The following is a 19,125-nucleotide window of genomic DNA, read 5'->3' as shown; positions in this document are numbered from 1 at the left end:
CCCACAGTATCGAGGGCGCGCACGTCGTCCGCCGCGGCCGACCCGAAGGCGGTTCGACGGGGACAACCGCGTCAGTTCACGACCGCAGAAGCGGGTCAGTTCACGGCCGTAGCAGGCCGGTTCGCGACCGCGTCAGTCGTCCTTCCGCGCGACCTCGTGGCGGCCAAAGCCGTAGCGGAGTCGGTTAGCGAGGCGGCGGGAGAACCGGTCGTCGGCGCGGGAGCCGAACCGCTCGGCGAGCGACTGGTAGATGAGCGGGACCGGGACCTCCTGTTCGAGCGCCTCTTGGACCGTCCACGTGCCGGTCGACCCGCCCGCGATGTGGTCGTCCACGTCGCCGAGGTCGCTCCCCTCCTCGCGGAACGCCTCCTCGCAGAGTTCGAGGAGCCACGAGCGGATGACCGCGCCGTTGTTCCACGTCTTGGCGACCGATTCGAGGTCGAGGTCGTAGCGGCCCTCGGCGAGCAGTTCGAAGCCCTCGCCGTACGCCTGCATCAGCGCGTACTCGACGCCGTTGTGGACCATCTTCACGTAGTGGCCGGAGCCGGAGTCGCCCATGTGGCCGTGGCCGTCCGGGCCGGTCGCCACGGCGTCGAAGACGGGGGTCAGTTCGTCGTAGGCCCACTGCGGGCCGCCGACCATGAGCGAGAAGCCGAGGTCGGCACCGGCGGGGCCGCCGGAGGTCCCGCAGTCGAGGTAGGCCGCCGAGCACGCCTCGGAGCGCCGCACGGACTCCTCGAAGTGGGAGTTGCCGCCGTCGACGACCACGTCGTCGCCGTCGAGGTGCGGGTCGAGGTCGTCGAGCGTCGCGTCCACCGCGTCGCCCGCGGGAACCATGAGCCAGATTCGCTTGTCGTCGCCGAGTCGGTCGGCGAGGTCGGCGACGCTGTCCGCGGGTTCGGCACCCGCGTCGGCGGCCGCCGCGACGGCTTCCGCCGAGAGGTCGAAGGCCACGACCTCGTGCCCGGCATCGAGCACTCGGTCGACTACGATGCGCCCCATCCGGCCGAGGCCGATGACGCCTAGTTGCATGCGTCGGCATCGTCCGCGGGGGGTGGTAGTGGTTGTGGTTTGGCGCGTGCGCGGCCGTCCGCCGAGGCGGCACTCCTAGAGCCGCCCCCGCGTTCAGAGCCGTGCCAAGAGCGCCTCGGCCAACCGGTCGCCGGCGTCGTCGTCGGTTCGGAAGAACAGTTCCGGCTCGATGAGTTCGACTTCGAGGAGGTAGAAGTCGTCGCCGCGCTCCACGCCGTCGACGCGGGCGTACAGCGGCGGGTCGCCGCCGAGGTGGGCCGAGACGGCGTCGACGACGCGCCGAGCGTTGTCGAGGAGCGTCTCGCTCGGCACCTCGACGTGGACGCTCCCCCCGTGTTTCTCTTGGACGCGGTAGTCGCCGGGTTCGGGTCGCTTGACGACCGCATGGCTGAACTCGTCGCCGAAGAAGACGAGCGACCACTCGCCGTCTTCGATGTCCGGCGCGAACTCCTGAACCAGCACGTCTTTCTCCGCCACGAGGTCGTCCACCCACGGCTGGGCGGCGGCGGCCTCCGCGCGACTCAGCTGTCTCGTCTCGAACGCGCCCGCGCTCACGGCGGGCTTGACGACGAGTTCGTCCCAGCCCCGCCTCTCGAAGACGGCTTCGAGGGACACGTCGTCGCCGCGTTCGACGTACTCGGTCGGAAGGGTCGAGACGCCGGCGTCGGCGAGGTCACGCAGGTAGAACTTGTGGCTGTTCCAGTCGAGCGTCGCCGTCGGGTTCCACACCGCGCAGTCGGCGTCGGACAGTCGGTCGACCCACGCGGCATACGCCGCCGGACGCCGGTAGTAGTCCCAAATCGACCGGACGACCACGGCGTCAAATCCGTCCCAGTCGACCGACTCGTCGGACCAGACGACCGGTTCCGCGGTCACGCCGCGCTCCCGGAGCGCCGCGAGAAACGAGGCGTCGTCATCGACGAGTCCGGGGAGGTCCGCGGCGGTGGCGAGTGCGATGGAAGTCACGGCGGTGGATGATAGACATCGGGCGATAAGGGTTCTGTAACGCTCGGAGCGTCCGCCGCGACCCTCCGCGTCGCGGCCGCGGTCGGTCGGCCTCGCGCCCGCAGACGCCGACGTTTTTACCGCCCCGCGCGAGGGTCGCGTATGGACGAACGCATCCACGAGCACGCCGCGGTGCTCGTCGACTGGAGCGCGCGAATCGAGGCCGGCGACGACGTGGTCGTCTCCGTCGGCGAGGGGGCCCACGACCTCGCGGTCGCCGTCGCCGACGCCCTCGGCGAGCGCGGCGCGAACGTCGTCACGACGTACGCCTCCGAGGAGGTCCAGCGGGCGTACCTCCGCGCGCACGACGGCGACTTCGAGCTTCCCGAACACGAACTCGCCCTCTACGAGGCCGCCGACTCGGTGCTCTTCCTCGGCGGCACCCGCAACACGGCGGCGACCGCCGACGTGCCGACCGCGACGCGGCAGGCCTACGGCCGCGCCACGAGCGAGGTCAAAGAGGCGCGCATGGACACCGACTGGGTGTCGACGGTCCACCCGACCCGCGCGGCGGCCCAGCAGGCCGGCATGTCGTTCGAGGAGTACGCCGACTTCGTCTACGACGCGATTCTCCGCGACTGGTCGGAACTCGCCGAGGAGATGGCGAACATGAAAGACGTGCTCGACGCCGGCTCCGAGGTCCGCATCGTCAAGGCGGACACCGACCTCACGATGTCCATCGAGGGCCGGACCGCCGTCAACTCCGCGGCCTCGGTCGCCTACGACTCCCACAACCTCCCGTCGGGCGAAGTGTTCACCGCGCCCGTCGAAGACGCCGTCGAGGGCGAGGTGTTCTTCGACGTGCCGATGACGCTGGAGGGCCAGCGCGTCGAGAACGTCCGCCTGACGTTCGAGGGCGGCGAAGTCGTCGACTTCTCCGCGGACGCGGGCGAGGACGCGCTCGCCGGCATCCTCGACACCGACGAGGGCGCGCGCCGACTCGGCGAACTCGGCATCGGCATGAACCGCGGCATCGACCGCTTTACCGACAGCATCCTCTTCGACGAGAAGATGGGCGACACCGTCCACCTCGCGGTCGGCCGGGCCTACGGCGCGTGCCTCCCGGAGGGCGAAGACGGGAACCAATCTGCGGTCCACACGGACATGATAACCGACATGAGCGAGGACTCCCGCATCGAGGTCGACGGCGAGGTCGTCCAGCGGAACGGCACGTTCCGGTGGGAAGACGGGTTCTGAGCCCTCTCTGAGGCGTTTTCTGACGCAGACCGCGGTGGGCGGTTGAGACGATTAAGATACCATGACATGTGGTAACTCTACGCTTACTAAAACCGCGTGGTGACGTAGCTCCGGCTATGGCACGATTCGTCCGAACGAGGCGACGGTTCCTCGAACTGGCGGGGAGTGGTGCGGTGGTGGGAATCGCCGGCTGTCTCGGTGGGGGCGGCGGCCAGCAGGAAACGGAGACGGAAGCGACGACCGAAGCGGCCGACGACGACCACGACGAGGAGCGCCCGGAGGGCGTCTCCGCCGAGGAGTTCGAACGCGGCCCGGTCCCCGAACCCTACCGGACCGCGCTCTCGCAGGCGAACGAGCGACGGGACCCTGACGACCTGTTCACGAAGGAGGCGGTCAAGTTCCAAGAGGCGGACGACGCCGTCGAGGCGGGGCTCACGGAGGCGGGGCGGAACTGCGGCAACTGCGCGGAGTACATCCCCGACAAGAACGGCGACGGCTTCGGTGCCTGCGCCAAGGTCGAGGGCTACATCGGCCCCGAAGACTGGTGTTCGCTCTGGGAGTCTATCGAGGAGGCCGAGGCCGAAGAAGGCGAGGACGGAGGCGAGACCGCGTCCGTCGTCTGAGGTTCACTCCTGAGCCACGCCGATGTTCTTCAGCGACCCGCCGCACCGCGGACAGACCTGTTCGTAGACGCCGTGGCCCGAGCGGTAGCCGCACGCGGCACACTCGTACCGCGCGCGCTCGACGAGCGTCGTCGGTTCGGCCTCGACGAGCGTCTCCGTCCGGCGTTCGACCAGCGCCTCGGTCCGGCGCTCGACCAACTCCGCCGGGGGTCGTTCGACGAGGTCCGTCGGCTCGGGGCCGACCAGCGCCCGTGATTTGGCTTTGACGAGGTCTACAGGCCCGCGAGTGTCGATATCCTTGCTCATGTCACTGTGTACGCTGTGTCAGATGTTAACTCTTACCGGCACGCTCCGTTCTCCCTGACGACGCCGAATTCGGCCGTTTCGCCCCGATTCGGTGGGTTCGGTCCCGAGACGCGCTTTCGACGTACTTTTTATCCGCGACCGTTTTCATCCGCGCATGGCAGAATTCATGGTCGTCGTCGCCGACCCCGACTCCGGTGCGACCTACCAAGTCGACGTCGAAGGACAGGACGCAAACCGATTCCTCGGCCGCGACCTCGGTGACGAGGTCGACGGCGCGGCCGTCGGTCTCGACGGCTTCACGCTCGAACTGACGGGCGGTTCGGACAAGGCCGGCCGACCGATGCACCCCAACGTCCCCGGCGGCGCGCTCAAGGAAATCCTCGCCGAAGACGGCATCGGCTACAAGCCGTCCCGCGACGGCGAGCGCAAGCGCGTCACCGTCCGCGGCCGCGAGGTCTCCGGCGAGACCGTCCAGATCAACGCGAAGGTCGTCGCCGGCGAGGGCGACGTCGCCGCCGCCTTCGGCGAGGGCGACGACGAAGAAGCGGACGAATAACGCCGTCTCACTCCTCTCTTCCCCGTGCCAGAGCAACTGCCTTCCGACCATCCGTCGGTCCAGACGTTCCGCGCGAACATCGCCCGCAGTGGCGGCACCCGCCGTCCCTGCCTGCGCGTCCCCGACGACGTGCTCGCCGCCGACGGCGATTTCGTCCGCCTCCATCTCGGCGGCACCGCCTATCACGCCCGCCTCTCGGCGGACGCCTCGGGGCTCGTGATTCGCGGCGCGTACGACAACAAGCGCCTCGCCCGCACCCCGAACGGCGGCGAGAACCGACTCGTCGAGTGGTGCCGCGAACACGACCGGGCCGATGGCGACGCCGTCGAACTCGATGAACTGGACGACGGCTACCAGTACGGCCTCCGGGTTCCCGGGGTCCGACAGGTGTACCGCATCACCGAGCGCCCGAACGACTCGCTTTCGAGCATCGCCGAGCAGTTCGGCCTGTCCGACGAGTGACCGGTCGGGCTCCGAGACACGCCGCTTTTACGCGCCGACCGCACTAGGCGGGGTATGAGCAAGGTAACGGAGTACCTCGCAGGCGAGCGTCTCGACGACGTGGCGCTCTATCTCACCCACGAGTACCTCGACAGCCAGGGCAAACTCCCGAACATGGGCGTCGAAGTCGAAAACGGCTACGTGCTCGTCGTCCCCGGCGACGACGGCCGACGGGCCTTCGCGGCCGGAACCGGCATGGACGCCATGGAGTTCGCCCAGACCGCCATGGGCAACGACGGCGACATCGACGACGACCTCAGCGGCGGCACCTGCCCCGAGGCGGCCGCCGAGGAGAACCACGAGGTGAAGTTCATCTTCTCGTTCGCCGAGGCGCAAAACGAGGAGGTCGGCGGCATCTACGAGGACGGCGACGTGGTCCACGCCTACGCCAAATGTACCTGCGGCACGACGTACTCCGACCGCTGGGTCGTCGACGACGCGTAACCGCCCGATTCGGGTTCGAAGCTAGTTTTCGGGGGGGTCGACGCGAACGCTAGCGCTCGGTCTCGACGCCTTCGTCGTCCTCGTCGTCGGCCGCGGCTTCCGCTTCCGCCTTCTCGACCGCGTCGGCGACCTGTTCGAACGCTCGGAGGATGACGCGCTTCGTCGTCGCGCCCTGCGTCGTCCAGTGGTGGGCGTAGTCGAGCATGTCGTCGTAGATATCGGGCTTACAGCCGGCGGCCTTCGGGTGGCCGCCGCCGTTGACGAGGTCGGCGACCTCGTGACAGCGCTCGAAGTCGTCGGAGCCGCGGATGGAGGCGCTCCCGGCGGGCTTGACGACGACCGCCGCGTCCGCGCCCGCCTCGCGGAGGGCGTCGGCGACCTCGTTTTGCGAACATCGGCCGTAGGTGATGCCGACGGTCCAGTCGCCGACGGTCTTCAGGTCGGCGCGGTCGACGGCGGCCTGAATGAGGTTCTCCTTTTCGACGCGGCGGTGGGCGATGTACTCCTCGACGACCGGCGGGAGGTCCGCGCCGTACGCGCCGACGACGGCGACGTACTCCTCTTTCGAGGTCCAGTAGGCGTAGTCCGCGAGGTCCTGACTCCGCTCGTCTTCGTTCAGCCAGAGGTCGTGGTCGCGGGTGACCGCCGCGAGCTCCGAAAACCGCTCGTCGAACTCGTAGTCGAGTTCGCGGAGCGTCACGTCGGTCGAACACTCCTCGTCGGACTCGCCGACGACGAGGTCGACGCCGCCCCCGCGGACCGCTTCGGCGACTTCCGGCTTCCACTGGTGGTGGTCGTACCAGTGAATCTCGCCCGCCGTCTCGACGAGCGCGGCGAGCTCCTCTTCGACGTACTCGAACTTGTCCGGACAGAGGTCGCAGACGTACACTTCGACGCCCTCGGGGGCGTAGTCGGCGACGCGCTGAAGGTCGTCTTCGAGCGAGTACGGACTCGACCCCATCAGCGCGACCGGCGATTTCGGACGCTCGTCCTCGTCGCCCTCGTCGAGGGCGGGTTCGTCGTCGTCTTCGTCATCGTCGCCTTCGTCGTCCGCGAGTTTCTCCTCGATGCGTTCCTCGAAGTCGGCCACGTCGAGGGCGGCGTCGTACGCCTCCCGGAGGAGGGCGACACAGCCGAGGCCGTCGGCGTCGGTGTCGGTGACGACCGCGACCGAGGCGTCTTCGAGTTTCTCCTCGGCGCGCTCTTCGGCGCGTTCCTCGTCGAACGACTCGGGGTAGAAAAACCCGGCACCGGGGAGCACGGACTTGCGGGGGAGCGAGAGCCGAGAACTGTCGATGAGCTCGTCTTCCATACGCCGAACTCGGGCGCGACGGGGAAAACTCCTCCCGATTCGGTCGCCTCGTCGCTCAGGCGGCCTCGTCGCTCAGCAGGGAGTCCGTCGTCCCCGCTTCCAACTGGCGGACCGTCAGCACCGGCACCGGGCAGGTCCGGACGACGCGCTCGGCGACGCTCCCGATGAGAAACCGGTTCTCGCCGTGTCGGCCGCGGGTGCCCATGGCGACGGCGTCGGCGTCCACCTCGCGGGCGTAGTTCGAAATCTCGGCCGCGGGCCGGCCCTCCCGCACCGCGACGGTCACCTCGCGGTCGGTCGCGGCCTCGACCTCGGCGAGCGCCTCCTCGCCGCGTTCGGTGAGCGCGTCGCGCATCTCGTCGCGGAGTCGGTCCGGCGCGGTCTCCACGTCGCCGGCGTCGATGACGTACAGCGCATGGACCGACGCGTCGAACCGCTCTGCGAGGTCGACGGCGACGCTGACCGCCCGGCGGACGCTCGCCGAGCCGTCGGTGGCGATGACGATGGTGTCGAACATGTCCACGGGTTCTCGGCGCGGCGGCATAAAACCAGTCTGGGGCGGCCGGCCGGCGGGACCGTGGGGTGAGTTTTTTGTCGTCCCCCGACGCAGGTGGGGACATGTCACCGCGCCCGCTCTCTATCGACCTCGTTCTCGTGCCGGTCGACCAAAGCGAGGAGGCGACACGCGCGGCGGAGTACGCCGCCGCCGTCGCGGCCGAGTACGACGCCGCGGTCCACGCCGTCCACGTCCTCGGCGAGGACGTCGTCCGCGCCATAGAGCAGGGCGTGGTCGACGAGGACGCCGTCGCCGAGGACAGCAAGGCCGTCACCGACACGATTTCGGCCCTCGCCGAGACCGCCGACGTTCCCGTCACCACGTCGGTCGCCTACGGCTTCTCGCGGACGAGCAAGCTCCGCCACCCCGGAAGCGTCGTCCTCGACACCGCAGAAGAACTCGACGCGGACTTCATCGTCGTGCCCCGAGAGCCCGTCTCGGGCGACCCCGGCGAAGTGCTCGCCAAGGCCGCCGAGTACGTCCTCCTGTACGCCAGCCAGCCCGTGCTTTCGGTCTGAATCCTGAATCGGGGGTCGCTCGCCGCCGCCCTCAGCCCCCCTCCTCGTCCGGCGGCTCTGCGAGCCGGATGGTCATCTCCAGTTCGAAGCTCTCGGCGTCGCTCGTCTCGAAGCCGACGGTCTGGTAGAGGCCGACCGCCGCGCGGTTCCACCGCTCGACCGTGAGCCACACCTTCTCCACGCCGGACTCCCGGCCGTAGCCGAGAAGCGCCTTGATGAGCCGCGTGCCGATTCCGGCGCGCTGGTAGGTCTGGTGGACGAAGATGGCGAGTTCGTAGGCGTCGCCGTCGGGGACGAGCGTCGCGTGGCCGGCCACCTCGTCGCCGTCCCACGCGATGACGTTCAGGCAGTCCTCGTCGAGGATGTTCTCCAGCCAGTCGCGGATGCGGTCCTCGCGGCCCGGTGGGATGCCCTGCGCGCGGTCCGAGGGGTCGAACGCGTCGTACATCTCGACGAGCGCCTCCAGTTCCTCGTCGGAGCCGTCGTGCGCGCGCACCTCGATGGTGCGGTCCTCCCTGTCGGTGAACGACAGCGGCGGCGCGTCGTAGGGGTCGGCGACGGCGTCGGAGAACGTTCGGTCGCTCATCGTACCAGAGTGACGGTCACGTGGGAGTTCAGGAGGACGAACTCCGCGATGTTGCCGATCTGTATCTTCCCCATCGGGCTCGTCTCGCCGCCGCCGAGCACCAGTTGGTCGAACCCCTCGTTCTCGGCGAGGTCCACGAGGGCGCTCCCCGGGTCGCCGTCGAGCGCGCGGACGGTCGCGTCGACGCCGCGCTCGTCGAGCAGTTCCGTCACCCGCGCTTCCATGTCCTCGCGCGAGCGCTCGCCCGACGGGTTGTCGACGATGGCGACCGTGAGGTCGTCGCCGACCTCGGCCGTCCGTTCGACCGTCGTTTCGAGCGCGCGCATGGAATCGTCGCTGCCACCGATTCCGAGCAGTACCTTCATGATTCCCAATCTCGCGGGCGCGATAGAAAACCCTTACCCGGAAACGGGGGGCGACACCCCCGTCGGCGGGGGACCGAACATCGCGGAACCCTTTTCGGCCGTGCCGCGGTAGCCCGCGGTATGACAGACGAGTCCGACGAGTTCGAGACGGGCGCGAGCGACGCCGAGGAGACGGCTCGCCCCGACGCGGACTCCCGAGCGGCGGCGGACGAAGCGGCGGGAGACGCGACGGCGGCAGACGCGGAGCCCGAGACTTCGGCGGCGGCGACCGCGGAATCGACGGGTGCGGAATCGACGGACGCGGCCGGAGGAGATTCCGGCCCGGACGCCGAAGACGCGGTTCCCGAGGACGTCCAGAAGTACGCCCGGTTCAAGAAGGTCGACGGCGCGCAGTACGACCGCGTCAACGACTTCCTCCGCGAGCGGACCTACGTGACGGCCCGCGAGTGGGCAATCGCGCGGCTCTGTGCGGACTTCCGAACCGAGACGGGCGTCGAGATGACGAAAATCGGGAACAACCTCCCAGAACTCGTCCCCTTCATGACCGACACCTACACGCCGCAGGCGGTCAATCAGGCCCGTTCCGCGTTCCGCGACAAGGTCCGGAAGTCGGGCGCGACGTTCCTCTACGGCGCGATGTCGGGTTTTTTCACGGCCGAGGAGCTCGACGAGATGATGTACGAGGTGACGGAAATCGCCAAGTTCCTGCTCGAAGTCGAGGGCGTGGACCTCTCGGTCGAAGAGGAACTCGAAGCCGAAGAGCGTATTTCGAGCGTCATGCGCGAGGTGCGCGAGGCGAGCACCGACCTGCGGAAAGAAGAGCTGTCGGACGAGGAGTGACGCCCCGCGGCCCGTGCGACTTCGACCCGGCGCTGACTCCCCGAACCGACGCCGCGCCGACTCGAACTCAGGGGAAAAGCGGGTCTGGCTCCGACTGGACTAACTCGACGCGTCGGTCCGCGTCGACCGGTCGAACGTAGAGGCGGAGTTCGCCCTGTTCTCGCGCCGTCGTCGCCATCGCGGCCACCTCGTCCAGCCCGTAGTACAGCGGGACGACGACGGCTTTCGATGACGCGGCGTCCTGTACGACGGAGACGACGAACACGGTGTCGCCCTCGCGGGCGCGGTAGACGTCGTAGCGGCCGAATTCGGCAGATTCGACCCACGACGACAGCGCGTCGAACTCGCCTCCGGGGACGAGCACGTCGAAGCCGACGCGCTCGGTCGCCTCGGGCAGGTTCGCCGGCGGCAACACCGTCACGTCGCCGGGATGGACCACGAGCGTCTCCCACCCCTCGGCTTCGTACTCTGCCGCGGTCGCCTCGGCGTCCTCTACGACCGTCTCCCAGAACGACAGCAACCCCGTGAGTTCGGATGATTCGTCCGCGTCCGGGTCGCGGTCTCGCGGTGGCGTCCGCTCGTCGGTCATGCGTGTCACGCACTCTGGGAGTCGGACGGGAAAAGGATTCGCCTGCATCGGGGCGTCGTCCGGGTCCCGACCGACGCTCTGACGCCCCGACGCCCCGGCGACGACGGAACAGCTATCTGTCCGCCTGCCGACAGTCGGCCCGATGCGCCGGTCACTTCGGGCGGTCCTCGGGTCGCTCCAGCTCCCCGTCGCCGGTTCCGGGGTCGCCCTCCTCGCGTTCGTCTGGTGGACCGCCGTCACGATGCCCCCGCCACCGCCCGGAAGCGACGGCTTCGCCCACGGGCTCGCGGGCTTTTTCCTCCTCGTGTTCGGGGCCGTCGGCTTCGCCCTCCTCGCGGGCGGCCTGCTCATCCCGCCGGGACCGGGTTACGGCGTCCGGTTCACTCGCAGACAGCGCTGGCTGTTCGCCTACGCGCTGGTCGCGCCGGCGCTCGCCGTGGGTGGCTTCCTCGCGACCGTCGTCCTGTCGGCCGCACTCGGCGGCCTCGGCGGCCTCGCCGGGTCGGCAGTCTCGCTCGTCGCCCTGACCGCGCCGCTTGCGGTGCTCGTCGGCGTCGGCTGGAGGGGCGCGCAGGTCGCGGCCGCGCGGCTCTGAGGGTTCGGGGCGCAGTCGCGCTCAGTCGCGGACGTTCTCGCCCGCGACCGCGCCGAACTCCTCGCCGTCCCAGACGAACTCGCCGCGGAGCATCGTCCACTCGGGGAAGACGCCGGTGTGACCCTCGAACGGCGTCCAATCACAGTTCGAGTGGAGGTCAGCCCCGCGAATCTCGCGGGCGACGTCGAGGTCGTACAGCGCGAGGTCGGCGTCGGCGCCCGCCTCGATTCGGCCCTTGCGCGGCAGGTCGAACACCTCGGCGGGGTTCGCGGCGACCACGTCGCGGACGCGCTCGGCGGTGAGGTCGCCGGCGACGACCGCGCCGAGAAGCAGGGGAACCATCGTCTCGACGCCGGGGACGCCGCTGGGGGCGTCGAGGAGCGACTGTTCTTTCTCCTCGCGCGTGTGCGGCGCGTGGTCCGTGGCGACCACGTCGATGCGGCCGTCGGCGAGGCGCTCGAACATGGCCTCGCGGCGCGTCTCGGAGCGGAGCGGCGGGTTCATCCGGCCGTAGGTGCCCAACTCGGCGAGGTCGTCGCGGGACAGAAACAGGTGGTGCGGCGTCGCCTCGCAGGTCGCGCCGCCGTCGCGGGCGGCGTCGACGCCCTCGGGCGTGCTCGTGTGGGCGATGTGAATCTGCGCGCCGGTCTCGCCGCCGACGCGGACGGCGCGCTCGACGGCGACCGCCTCGGCCTCGGCGGTCCGGTAGGCGCTCCACGCGTCGGCGTCGGCGTCGCGGCCGACCCCGCCGAGGTCGCCCTCGATGGCGGACTCGTCGAACAGGTCGGCGTCCTCGGCGTGGACCGTGACGGGCACGCCCGCCTCGCCGGCGCGCTCCGCGGCCTCGGCAAACAGGTCGGCCTCGATGCCCATGTCGCCGGTCGAGTCGGCGAGGAACACCTCGCCGAGGGCGAAAAGCGGCCGGTCGAACAGGCTGTCGGGGTCCCAGTCGGCGGTGACGCCGCCGTTGATGCCGTAGTCGATACAGGCGTTCGCCGCGCGTTCTGCCTTCGCGTCGAAGCCCGCGCCGTCGGTCGTCGTCGGGTCGGTGTTCGGCTGGTCGGCGACGGTCGTCACGCCGCCGGCGGCGGCGCTCCGCGCGCCCGTCTCCCACGTCTCCTTGTGCTCGAAGCCCGGTTCGCGGAAGTGGACGTGCACGTCGATAGCCCCCGGCAGAAGCAGGTTCCCTTCGGCGTCGACGGTCTCCTCGTCGGCGACGGGGTCGAGGTCGCCGACCGCCTCGACGGTCCCGTCCTCGACGCGGACGTCGACGGCGCGGCCGTCGGCCAGCGTCGCGTTCTCGATTCGCATACGAGGGGGTGCGACGCGCCGGGTGCTAAGTCCGGCGGTTCGGGTAGTAAGGGGACCAGTGGTTCGGGGAGTGATGGCTCCGGCGGTTCGGAGAGCGGTCGCGGCCGGCCGCATCGCCCGGCTGTCGGCCGCGTCCCGCGTCGCTCACGCGAGGTCGGCCGCGTCTTCGACGCGCGTCTCCGCGTCGCCGACGAAGACGGCTTCGAGGGCGTCGCAGACCGCGTCCGGACTCGCCGGGCCGCCGGCGTCGGCGACGCTCCCCACCGAGTCCGGGTCGAAGGGAACCTCGATGGCCTCGTAGACGGGCGCGAGCACGTCGGCTATCTCGTCGCGGTCGGCGACGACCACCACGCCGGAGACGAGCGCGCTCCCCTTGCGGACCCGCTGGGCGAGGCCGCAGAGCTTTCCGCCCGCTTGGACCGAGTGGTCGCCGGGGCAGTACGAGTTCGGCGGTTCGCCCCGCCGCGCGGGGACGCCGAGGGTCCGCAGGGCGCGGACGACGGCGGTCGTTCCGGCCTCGTACCGCGCGTCGAGGCCGCTCCGGGCGTCGTCGAGCGGGAGCGCGTGGGCGAACGCGACGGTGGTTCCTGTGTAGGCTACGGCCCGGCCACCGACCGAGCGCTCGACTGGGGGGAAGCCGCGCTTTTCGGCGGCGGCGACGGCCTCGTCGTACCGCGGGGCGCGGGTGTCGCGCCTGCCGAACGCGAGCTGTCGGTGCGGCGTCCACGTGCGGAACGCCGGTTCGCCCGTCTCGCCCGCCTCGCGGAGCATGGCCGCGGTGACCCCCCGGTCTGCGTCCCGGTCGGGCCCGCGGTCGCGGATGACGCGCATGCCCGAGAGAAACACCCCGACGTACCTAAGCGCACCCGTCCCGTCCCGACGACCATGTTGCGACTGCCGCGGTCGGTGCTCGCGCGCTTCGAGCGCTTCTCGCTCTACAACTCGCCGTATCCCGCCCACGACGGCGGCTGTGCAATCGACCTCTACGTCGCCGACGACGACCCGGTGGCCCGCTCGCCCGTCGCGGGGGTCGTCCGCGAGACGCGGACCGTCCGCGCGCCCGACAAGCCCTACGCCCACGACGACGAGTACCTCGTGCTCGTGGACGTCGACGCCGACGCCACCGGACTGGACTGGCTCGGCGACCCCGACGACGACCCCCGCGACGGACTGGTCGCGCGAATCCTCCACGTCGACCCCGGCGTCGACGCGGGCGACGAACTCGCCGCCGGCGACCCGCTCGGGCGTCTCGTCCGCTCCGGCTTTTTCGCCCCGTGGGTCTCGAACCACGTCCACCTCGGCTTCCGGGCCGCTGACGCGAACCACCACCGCGCCCGCGGGTCGCTCCCGGTCTCGCCCGGCGTGACCGTCTCGCCGCTCGACTGGGACGGGACGGGAACCGTCGTCGAGACGGCCGAGACGTTCGTCGTCCTCGACGCCCCTGACCGCGCCGACGCGGGGGTCGGACCCGACGAGTTCGTCGGCCTCGCCAGCGACGAGGGCGTCGCCCTCGACGGCGGCCTCGCCCACTACGGCTTCGGGGGCACGCTCTCGTCCGTCGAAGACGGGCAATCGCTGTCGCTCCTCGGCGAGCGAGTCGGCCGGGCCGCCGGCCGCGACGTTCCGTGGGCCGACTTCGACGTACTCGTCGACGGCGTTCGAGTCACTGGGTTGTCACTATTCGCGTCCCGCGTCGACTTCGGGACCAAGGTCGTCTGTCCCGGCCACGACTTCGCCGTCGGCGACGAGGTGTCGGTCGCGATTCGCCCCAGCGCCGACCCGATTCGACTCGATTGACCCCGAAGAAAACATTTATAATTGACATGAATGTGCTGGTCGGAGGCGACTGAATGGACCCTCTATTTTGAGGTTCCTTTTTAAACACCTTTACTATGAAAGGATTAGTCTCCGCAAAAAATATCCTTCGCTCGCCCGTATTTTTCTCCGTTTGTGAGACTCGACAGACGAACGTGTGCCGTCGTTTCGGTTTTCGACGTAGCCGTCGGCTCCCCTCCGCGATGACTGACGACCACGCCAGTGGGTACGAGGTCGAACTCCGTCACCCGCTGGCCGGGGCCTCCCCCGACGGGACGTTCGAGGACCCCGAGTTCGAGCTCACGTTCGTCGGCGGTGTCCCGGTGACCGACGAGCCGGTTCCGTACTTCGTCGCCCGCGGGAGCGACCGCGAGGCGCTCGACGACCTGCTCGACGACCACGCGAGCATCGACCGCTTCGAACCGATATCCGACGGTCCAGAGGGTCGGCTCTACCGCTGTGAGTGGGCGACCCACGACGGCGACATCATCTCGGCAATCCGCGAGTGCGACGGCATCGTCCGGCGGATGGTCGGAACGAGATACGGCTGGTCGCTGTCGGTGTACTTCCCGTCGAACGAGCTGACTACCCGGTTCCACGACGCCTGTCTCGCCCGCGACATCGACATCGACGTGCGCCGCGTCGAACCGGCCCGCCTCGACGAGCGCCACCCCCCGAACACCGGTCTCTCGGAGAAACAGCTGACGGCGCTTCGGCTCGCCTTCGAACGGGGCTACTTCGAGACGCCGAAAGAGACCGGCCTCGACGACATCGCGAGCCGGTTGGGTATCACCGAGCAGGCGCTCTCACAGCGGCTTCGCCGGGCGCTCCGGAACCTCGTCGGGTCGGCGATAGACGACCTCGAACGCGACTCACGGTACGAGTGAAGAGCCGACGATGAGTGCAGAGCCGACGACGCGTCAGAACGGGACCGTGGTGGGACGCGGCAACCGGGCGCGAGATGCCACGGTGGGAGTCGATTTCGCCACCGGAACGGAGCGACCTGCGGCCCCTCCGGCGGTGCGCCCGCGTGGGGGGTGCCACCGACGCATATCGGTACGCCGATTCTAGTAATATATCTGACCCTTGTGTGGACAATCGGTATTTAAACAGCGTCGAAGTAATCGAGATACGCCGAGGCGAACGCCCGGAGTTCGTCGTACGTCGGCGGCGACCCGTTTCTGACGAAGTGTCCCGCGACCGCGATGCCGACGACGAGCGACTCCGCGCGGCCGAGGTCGAGGACGTGCGCGAGCGCGAGTCCCGCGTTGAAGTGGTCGCCCGAACTCGTCGTCAACACCGGGTCGTCCGTCCGGGGGACGCCGACGGTCGCGGTCCCCTCGTCGTCGACGAGGTGCGCCGCTTCGATGCCGTGGCCCGCGAACCGGCTGACGCCGAGGTGGTCGAACGCCGCCCGCGACTCGCGGCCGAAATCGCCGCTCTCGACGCCCGCCAGTCGCGCGAGATAGCGCGTCTCGTAGCGGTTCGCCGAGACGACGACGCGCACCGCGTCGTCCAGCGCCGACACCTGTTCGACGCCCGCGGCGACCACCTCGGGCTCCCGTTTTCTGAGGTCACCGGGGTCCAAAAGCAGTGTCTCCGGCGGGTCCGACAGCGTCGGCCACAGCTCCTCGCGGAGGCCGCGGGCCACGTCCGGTAGCTCGGGCATCTCCGACCAGTAGCCCATCCCGACGAGCTCGGTCCCGTCGACCAGTTCGGCCAGTCGGTCGAGGCCGACCCGCGACTCGATTCCGGCCCAGTCGAGCGTCATCAGCGCGCCGATTTCGGTGAGCATCAGCTTCCCGTCGCCGAACTCGACGGCGTCGGTGTAGCCCGGCGACCCGAGCGTCTCTAAGGGGAGGTGGCCGAACTCCTCGGCGAACGGCGCTTCGACCGGGTCGCCGAGACAGCCGACGACCCCGGGGTCGAACCCCAGTCGGTCGAAGGCGCGCGCGAGGTGGCTCACGTGGCCGCCGGTGCGGACGCCGGCTTGAATCCACTCGAAGCTGAGCGAGCTCTCGGCGTCGACCGAGTCGTTCACGCGGTCGGCGAACGCTTCGAGGGTCGACACCCGCTCGTAGGCGTCGGCCGACTGCCGCTCGGAGACCAACTCCCGAACGCGGTCGACGTAGCCGTCGAACCCGAACAGCGCCCGTCCGCCGCCGACCGTCTCGGGAAGCGACTCCCGGCACGACTCGACCGCGCGGACCGTCGCCTCGTCTGGCGTCTCCATGGCGTCCGGTTCGGACGACCGCCAGTTAGTGTTGCCGCCGGTGGCGCGCTCGCCCCGTCAGCGGCCGCTCTCCGTCGTGATTTCGAACCGCGCGCCGCCCTCGTCGCTCTCGACGAACCAGACGCTCCAGCCGTGGGCGTTCACGACGCTCATGACGACGCTGAGGCCGAACCCGGTCCCCTCGGTGCTCGTGGTGTAGCCCGCCTCGAAGATTCGGGGACGCTCGTCCGGCGGAATCCCCGGGCCGTCGTCTTCGACGTAGAAGCCGTCGCGGTCGCCGAGCGGACCGACGCGGACGGTCACGTCGTCGCCGCCGTGTCGAATCGCGTTCGAAAAGAGGTTCTCGAGGAGCTGTCTGAGCCGCCCGCGGTGGGCGTCGACCGCGACCTCGCCGTCGATAGCGAGCGTCGCGCTCGGCGCGCCGCCCGCGGCGGTCGTCCACGCCGCCTCGGCGACGGAGCGGAGCGACAGCCGCTCGGCCTCTTCGACCGTCTGACCGTTCTGCGCGAGCGCGAGCACGTCCTCGACGATGCCGGCCATCCGCTCGTGGGCGTCGGCCACGCGGTCCAACTCGTCGCCGTCGTACTTCTCGCGGGCGAGGTCGAGATAGCCCATCGCCGCGTTGAGCGGGTTCTTGAGGTCGTGGGAGACGACCGACGCGAACGATTCGAGCTGTTCGTTCTGGCTGGCGAGCTCGCGCTCGCGCTTCCGCAGGAGCCGCTCGCGTTCGACCCGGTCCAAGACGGCGCGGGTGTTCGCGGCCAGCACCTTCGCCAGCGCGATGCGCTGGTCGGCCAGCTCCCCCTCGTCGAGCGAGGCGACGAAGAACACGCCGTGGTCGGGAATCGGGACGATGAGCTCCTCTTTGACCCCGGCGTCGAGGACGAACCGCCGCGGGTTCGAGCCCACGTCCCGATAGAGGTTGTGCTCGCCGCGCTCGAACACCTCCCACGTCAGGCCGGTCCCCCGCGGCACCGGCGGCACGTCGCCGAACACCTCCCGGGCCTCGTCGGTGAGCGCCGTCGGAACGAGCGCGTCCTGCGACTCGTCGTACAGGAGGACGCCGCTTATCGCGTAGTCGAGGATTTCGGTGGCCGCCTCGCGGACGATGTCGGCGACCTCCTCGCGGCTGGTCGCCCCCGTCAGCCGCCGGGTCGAGGCGTGGAGCGCGTTGAGCCGCTGTTCGTACCGCTTCCGTTCCGTCACGTCCGTCGAGACGCCGACCGCGCCCACCGCCTCGCCGTCGTCGCCGACGATGGGCGAGACGGTGAACTCGACCACGTACTCCTCTCCCGGGAGCGACAGCTCGATTTCGAACCGCTCGCGCTCGCTCTCGCCGCCGAGGACGGCGTCGAGCGCGGACCGGACGCGCTCGTACTGGTCGGCGGCGAGATAGCCGGCGTCGCGGAGCGCCGAGACGTGCCGGCCGACGAACGACGACATGGGAATGCTCGTCCGCGACAGCGCGGTCTCGTTGATGAACTGGACGACCCCCGACTCGTCGACCACGTACGCCCCCTGTCCGATGCTCTCGACGATGGTCTCGTAGCGCTTGAGCCGCTGTTCGTAGCTCCGCTGTTCGGTCACGTTCCGCGAGGTGACGACGAAGCCGTCGACCGAGGTGTCCGCCTGATTGCTCCCCACGGATTCGAGCCAGGTCCACGACCCCTCGGCGTTCCGGTGGCGGTACCGGACGGGGTCGGTCCCGTCGGCGTCCGTCTGGAGCGCGTGGTCGAAGACGGCGGCGACGCGGCCCCAGTCGTCGGGGTGAATCAGCTCCGCGACGGAGCTCCCGACCAGCTCGTCGGGCTCGAAGCCGAGCACGTCGGCGACCGAGGGGCTCTGGTACCTGATTCGCCCGTCGGTCCCGACGAGAGTCACGAGGTCGCGCGCCAGCTCCACGAGGCCGCGGAACTGCGCCTCCGTGGCGCGCTGTTCGGTCACGTCGCGCACGGAGACGAGGACGCCGTACGAGCCGTGATACTCGATTTCCTTGACGTTCGCCGAACACTCGCGGGTGTCGCCGTCGGCGTCGACGATGTGTATCTCGTAGCTCACGGGGGCGTCGTCGCCCCGCCGCCGCGTCGCGGCGATGTCGGCGGCCCGCTCGCGGTCGTCGGGGTGGACGACGCTCGACACCGGCGTCTCGGCGAGTTCGCCGTCGCTCAGCCCGGTGAGCTCGGCCAGCCGGCGGTTCCAAAAGCGGAACTCGCCGTCCTGCGTGACGAAGATGGCGTCGTGGCTCTGCTCGACGACGGTCCGGTACAGCGAGTCCGAGTTCCGCCCCGCCGACGCCCACCGTGAGAACTCGATGGCGCGTTCGACCCGCGCGGCGACCGCCTCGGTCGCCGCCGGCGTCTGCGGGTCGTCGACGGCGATGGCACCGGCGCTCGCGGCCGAGTCATCGTCGCTCGCGGTCCCGTCGCCGCCGAGGAAAAACACCGGAACCACGCCGATTCGGGCGCGGACGCGGGAGACGAAGTCGGTGTCGACGGCCCCGCGGGCGACGACGCCGCCGACCCCGTCGTCGAGCGCGCCGAACACGGCGTCGCGGTCCGCGCACGTCTCGGTCGTGAACCCGCGTCGCTCGATGGCCTCGACGAGTCCCTCGGGGCACTCGTCGACCAGCACGACGCGGGAGTCGCTCATATCCGTACCACTCCGTGAACGTGTATATATAGTAACAATTAGAAATAATTGCTCACATTTGGAACTGAAAGTTGTTCGAGGGCGGTGTCGAT

At 69.8% G+C, this 19,125-nt stretch carries 22 protein-coding genes; 10 read left to right on the top strand and 12 right to left on the bottom strand.

The features are described from left to right. Window positions 1-132 precede the first annotated feature (132 nt). Both gnd and IEV64_RS18700 read right to left on the bottom strand, forming a co-directional pair. The gene (gnd, locus tag IEV64_RS18705) at window positions 133-1,032 is read right to left on the bottom strand and encodes a phosphogluconate dehydrogenase (NAD(+)-dependent, decarboxylating) (protein WP_188424975.1); all 900 of its coding nucleotides are present in this window, start codon (window positions 1,030-1,032) and stop codon (window positions 133-135) included. A 93-nt stretch (window positions 1,033-1,125) separates the two neighbouring features. Then, window positions 1,126-1,998, bottom strand: coding sequence for an ATP-grasp domain-containing protein (locus IEV64_RS18700; protein WP_007275421.1), 873 nt, complete (start codon window positions 1,996-1,998; stop codon window positions 1,126-1,128). Between the two features lie 141 nt (window positions 1,999-2,139). Here IEV64_RS18700 and IEV64_RS18695 point away from each other — a divergent pair, with 141 nt between their 5' ends. Continuing rightward, a complete protein-coding gene (locus IEV64_RS18695; RefSeq protein ID WP_188424973.1) occupies window positions 2,140-3,234 on the top strand; it encodes an aminopeptidase in 1,095 nt (364 codons plus the stop codon). 116 nt (window positions 3,235-3,350) lie between these two features. Continuing rightward, on the top strand, window positions 3,351-3,857 hold the full coding sequence (locus tag IEV64_RS18690) for a high-potential iron-sulfur protein (RefSeq protein ID WP_188424971.1): 507 nt from the start codon (window positions 3,351-3,353) through the stop codon (window positions 3,855-3,857). Window positions 3,858-3,860: 3 nt separating this feature from the next. Here IEV64_RS18690 and IEV64_RS18685 read toward each other — a convergent pair whose 3' ends face one another. Then, window positions 3,861-4,163: a rubrerythrin-like domain-containing protein gene (locus IEV64_RS18685; RefSeq protein ID WP_004967548.1), complete on the bottom strand. Its 303-nt coding sequence runs from the start codon at window positions 4,161-4,163 to the stop codon at window positions 3,861-3,863. A 154-nt stretch (window positions 4,164-4,317) separates the two neighbouring features. Here IEV64_RS18685 and IEV64_RS18680 point away from each other — a divergent pair, with 154 nt between their 5' ends. Genes IEV64_RS18680 through IEV64_RS18670 form a run of 3 tightly spaced genes read left to right on the top strand, consistent with a single transcriptional unit; the run spans window position 4,318 to window position 5,664 of the window. Then, window positions 4,318-4,719 (top strand): 30S ribosomal protein S6e, encoded by a 402-nt coding sequence (locus IEV64_RS18680; RefSeq protein ID WP_007275424.1) that lies wholly within the window; start codon window positions 4,318-4,320, stop codon window positions 4,717-4,719. A 24-nt stretch (window positions 4,720-4,743) separates the two neighbouring features. Further along, window positions 4,744-5,181 carry a DUF7112 family protein gene (locus IEV64_RS18675; RefSeq protein WP_007275425.1) on the top strand — a complete coding sequence of 146 codons (438 nt, stop codon included), beginning with the start codon at window positions 4,744-4,746 and terminating at the stop codon, window positions 5,179-5,181. A gap of 54 nt (window positions 5,182-5,235) precedes the next feature. Then, window positions 5,236-5,664: a DUF5807 family protein gene (locus tag IEV64_RS18670; RefSeq protein WP_188424969.1), complete on the top strand. Its 429-nt coding sequence runs from the start codon at window positions 5,236-5,238 to the stop codon at window positions 5,662-5,664. Between the two features lie 49 nt (window positions 5,665-5,713). Here the strand turns inward: IEV64_RS18670 and IEV64_RS18665 are convergent, their stop codons facing one another. Beyond that, window positions 5,714-6,976, bottom strand: a complete 1,263-nt coding sequence (locus tag IEV64_RS18665) for a DHH family phosphoesterase (protein WP_188424967.1) — start codon at window positions 6,974-6,976, stop codon at window positions 5,714-5,716. Between the two features lie 55 nt (window positions 6,977-7,031). Further along, complete coding sequence (locus IEV64_RS18660) at window positions 7,032-7,493, bottom strand: universal stress protein (RefSeq protein WP_188424965.1); 462 nt, start codon at window positions 7,491-7,493, stop codon at window positions 7,032-7,034. A gap of 101 nt (window positions 7,494-7,594) precedes the next feature. Between IEV64_RS18660 and IEV64_RS18655 the strand changes: the two genes are divergently transcribed. Continuing rightward, window positions 7,595-8,050: a universal stress protein gene (locus IEV64_RS18655; RefSeq protein WP_007275428.1), complete on the top strand. Its 456-nt coding sequence runs from the start codon at window positions 7,595-7,597 to the stop codon at window positions 8,048-8,050. A 31-nt stretch (window positions 8,051-8,081) separates the two neighbouring features. Here the strand turns inward: IEV64_RS18655 and IEV64_RS18650 are convergent, their stop codons facing one another. Further along, window positions 8,082-8,636, bottom strand: a complete 555-nt coding sequence (locus tag IEV64_RS18650; RefSeq protein ID WP_004967541.1) for a GNAT family N-acetyltransferase — start codon at window positions 8,634-8,636, stop codon at window positions 8,082-8,084. Beyond that, window positions 8,633-9,001 (bottom strand): universal stress protein, encoded by a 369-nt coding sequence (locus tag IEV64_RS18645; protein ID WP_007275429.1) that lies wholly within the window; start codon window positions 8,999-9,001, stop codon window positions 8,633-8,635. The genes IEV64_RS18650 and IEV64_RS18645 overlap by 4 nt, the downstream gene beginning before the upstream one ends. A 120-nt stretch (window positions 9,002-9,121) precedes the next feature. Here IEV64_RS18645 and IEV64_RS18640 point away from each other — a divergent pair, with 120 nt between their 5' ends. Then, the gene (locus IEV64_RS18640) at window positions 9,122-9,841 is read left to right on the top strand and encodes a DUF5806 family protein (RefSeq protein ID WP_188424963.1); all 720 of its coding nucleotides are present in this window, start codon (window positions 9,122-9,124) and stop codon (window positions 9,839-9,841) included. A 67-nt stretch (window positions 9,842-9,908) separates the two neighbouring features. Here the strand turns inward: IEV64_RS18640 and IEV64_RS18635 are convergent, their stop codons facing one another. Beyond that, entirely contained in the window at window positions 9,909-10,430 is a 522-nt protein-coding gene (locus IEV64_RS18635) for a DUF7529 family protein (protein WP_007275431.1), read from the bottom strand. Between the two features lie 142 nt (window positions 10,431-10,572). On the opposite strand from IEV64_RS18635, the gene IEV64_RS18630 reads away from it, so the two are divergent. Then, window positions 10,573-11,025 carry a hypothetical protein gene (locus IEV64_RS18630; RefSeq protein ID WP_188424961.1) on the top strand — a complete coding sequence of 151 codons (453 nt, stop codon included), beginning with the start codon at window positions 10,573-10,575 and terminating at the stop codon, window positions 11,023-11,025. A 21-nt stretch (window positions 11,026-11,046) separates the two neighbouring features. On the opposite strand, the gene IEV64_RS18625 is transcribed toward IEV64_RS18630, so the two are convergent. Next, window positions 11,047-12,336 carry a dihydroorotase gene (locus IEV64_RS18625; RefSeq protein ID WP_007275433.1) on the bottom strand — a complete coding sequence of 430 codons (1,290 nt, stop codon included), beginning with the start codon at window positions 12,334-12,336 and terminating at the stop codon, window positions 11,047-11,049. A gap of 144 nt (window positions 12,337-12,480) precedes the next feature. Then, entirely contained in the window at window positions 12,481-13,167 is a 687-nt protein-coding gene (locus tag IEV64_RS18620) for a lipoate--protein ligase family protein (RefSeq protein ID WP_188424958.1), read from the bottom strand. 54 nt (window positions 13,168-13,221) lie between these two features. On the opposite strand from IEV64_RS18620, the gene IEV64_RS18615 reads away from it, so the two are divergent. Both IEV64_RS18615 and IEV64_RS18610 read left to right on the top strand, forming a co-directional pair. Beyond that, on the top strand, window positions 13,222-14,133 hold the full coding sequence (locus IEV64_RS18615) for a DUF8155 domain-containing protein (protein ID WP_188424956.1): 912 nt from the start codon (window positions 13,222-13,224) through the stop codon (window positions 14,131-14,133). A gap of 221 nt (window positions 14,134-14,354) precedes the next feature. Continuing rightward, window positions 14,355-15,038, top strand: coding sequence for a helix-turn-helix domain-containing protein (locus tag IEV64_RS18610; RefSeq protein ID WP_188424954.1), 684 nt, complete (start codon window positions 14,355-14,357; stop codon window positions 15,036-15,038). A 218-nt stretch (window positions 15,039-15,256) separates the two neighbouring features. Here IEV64_RS18610 and khk read toward each other — a convergent pair whose 3' ends face one another. Together khk and IEV64_RS18600 are read right to left on the bottom strand one after the other, a co-directional pair. Next, a complete protein-coding gene (khk, locus tag IEV64_RS18605) occupies window positions 15,257-16,384 on the bottom strand; it encodes a ketohexokinase (protein ID WP_188424952.1) in 1,128 nt (375 codons plus the stop codon). 57 nt (window positions 16,385-16,441) lie between these two features. Continuing rightward, window positions 16,442-19,033, bottom strand: a complete 2,592-nt coding sequence (locus tag IEV64_RS18600) for a PAS domain S-box protein (protein ID WP_188424950.1) — start codon at window positions 19,031-19,033, stop codon at window positions 16,442-16,444. Window positions 19,034-19,125 lie beyond the last annotated feature (92 nt).

The sequence above is a fragment of the Haloferax sulfurifontis genome, from assembly GCF_014635105.1.
Lineage (GTDB): Archaea > Halobacteriota > Halobacteria > Halobacteriales > Haloferacaceae > Haloferax > Haloferax denitrificans.
This window is presented reverse-complemented; position numbering and strand designations above follow the sequence as displayed.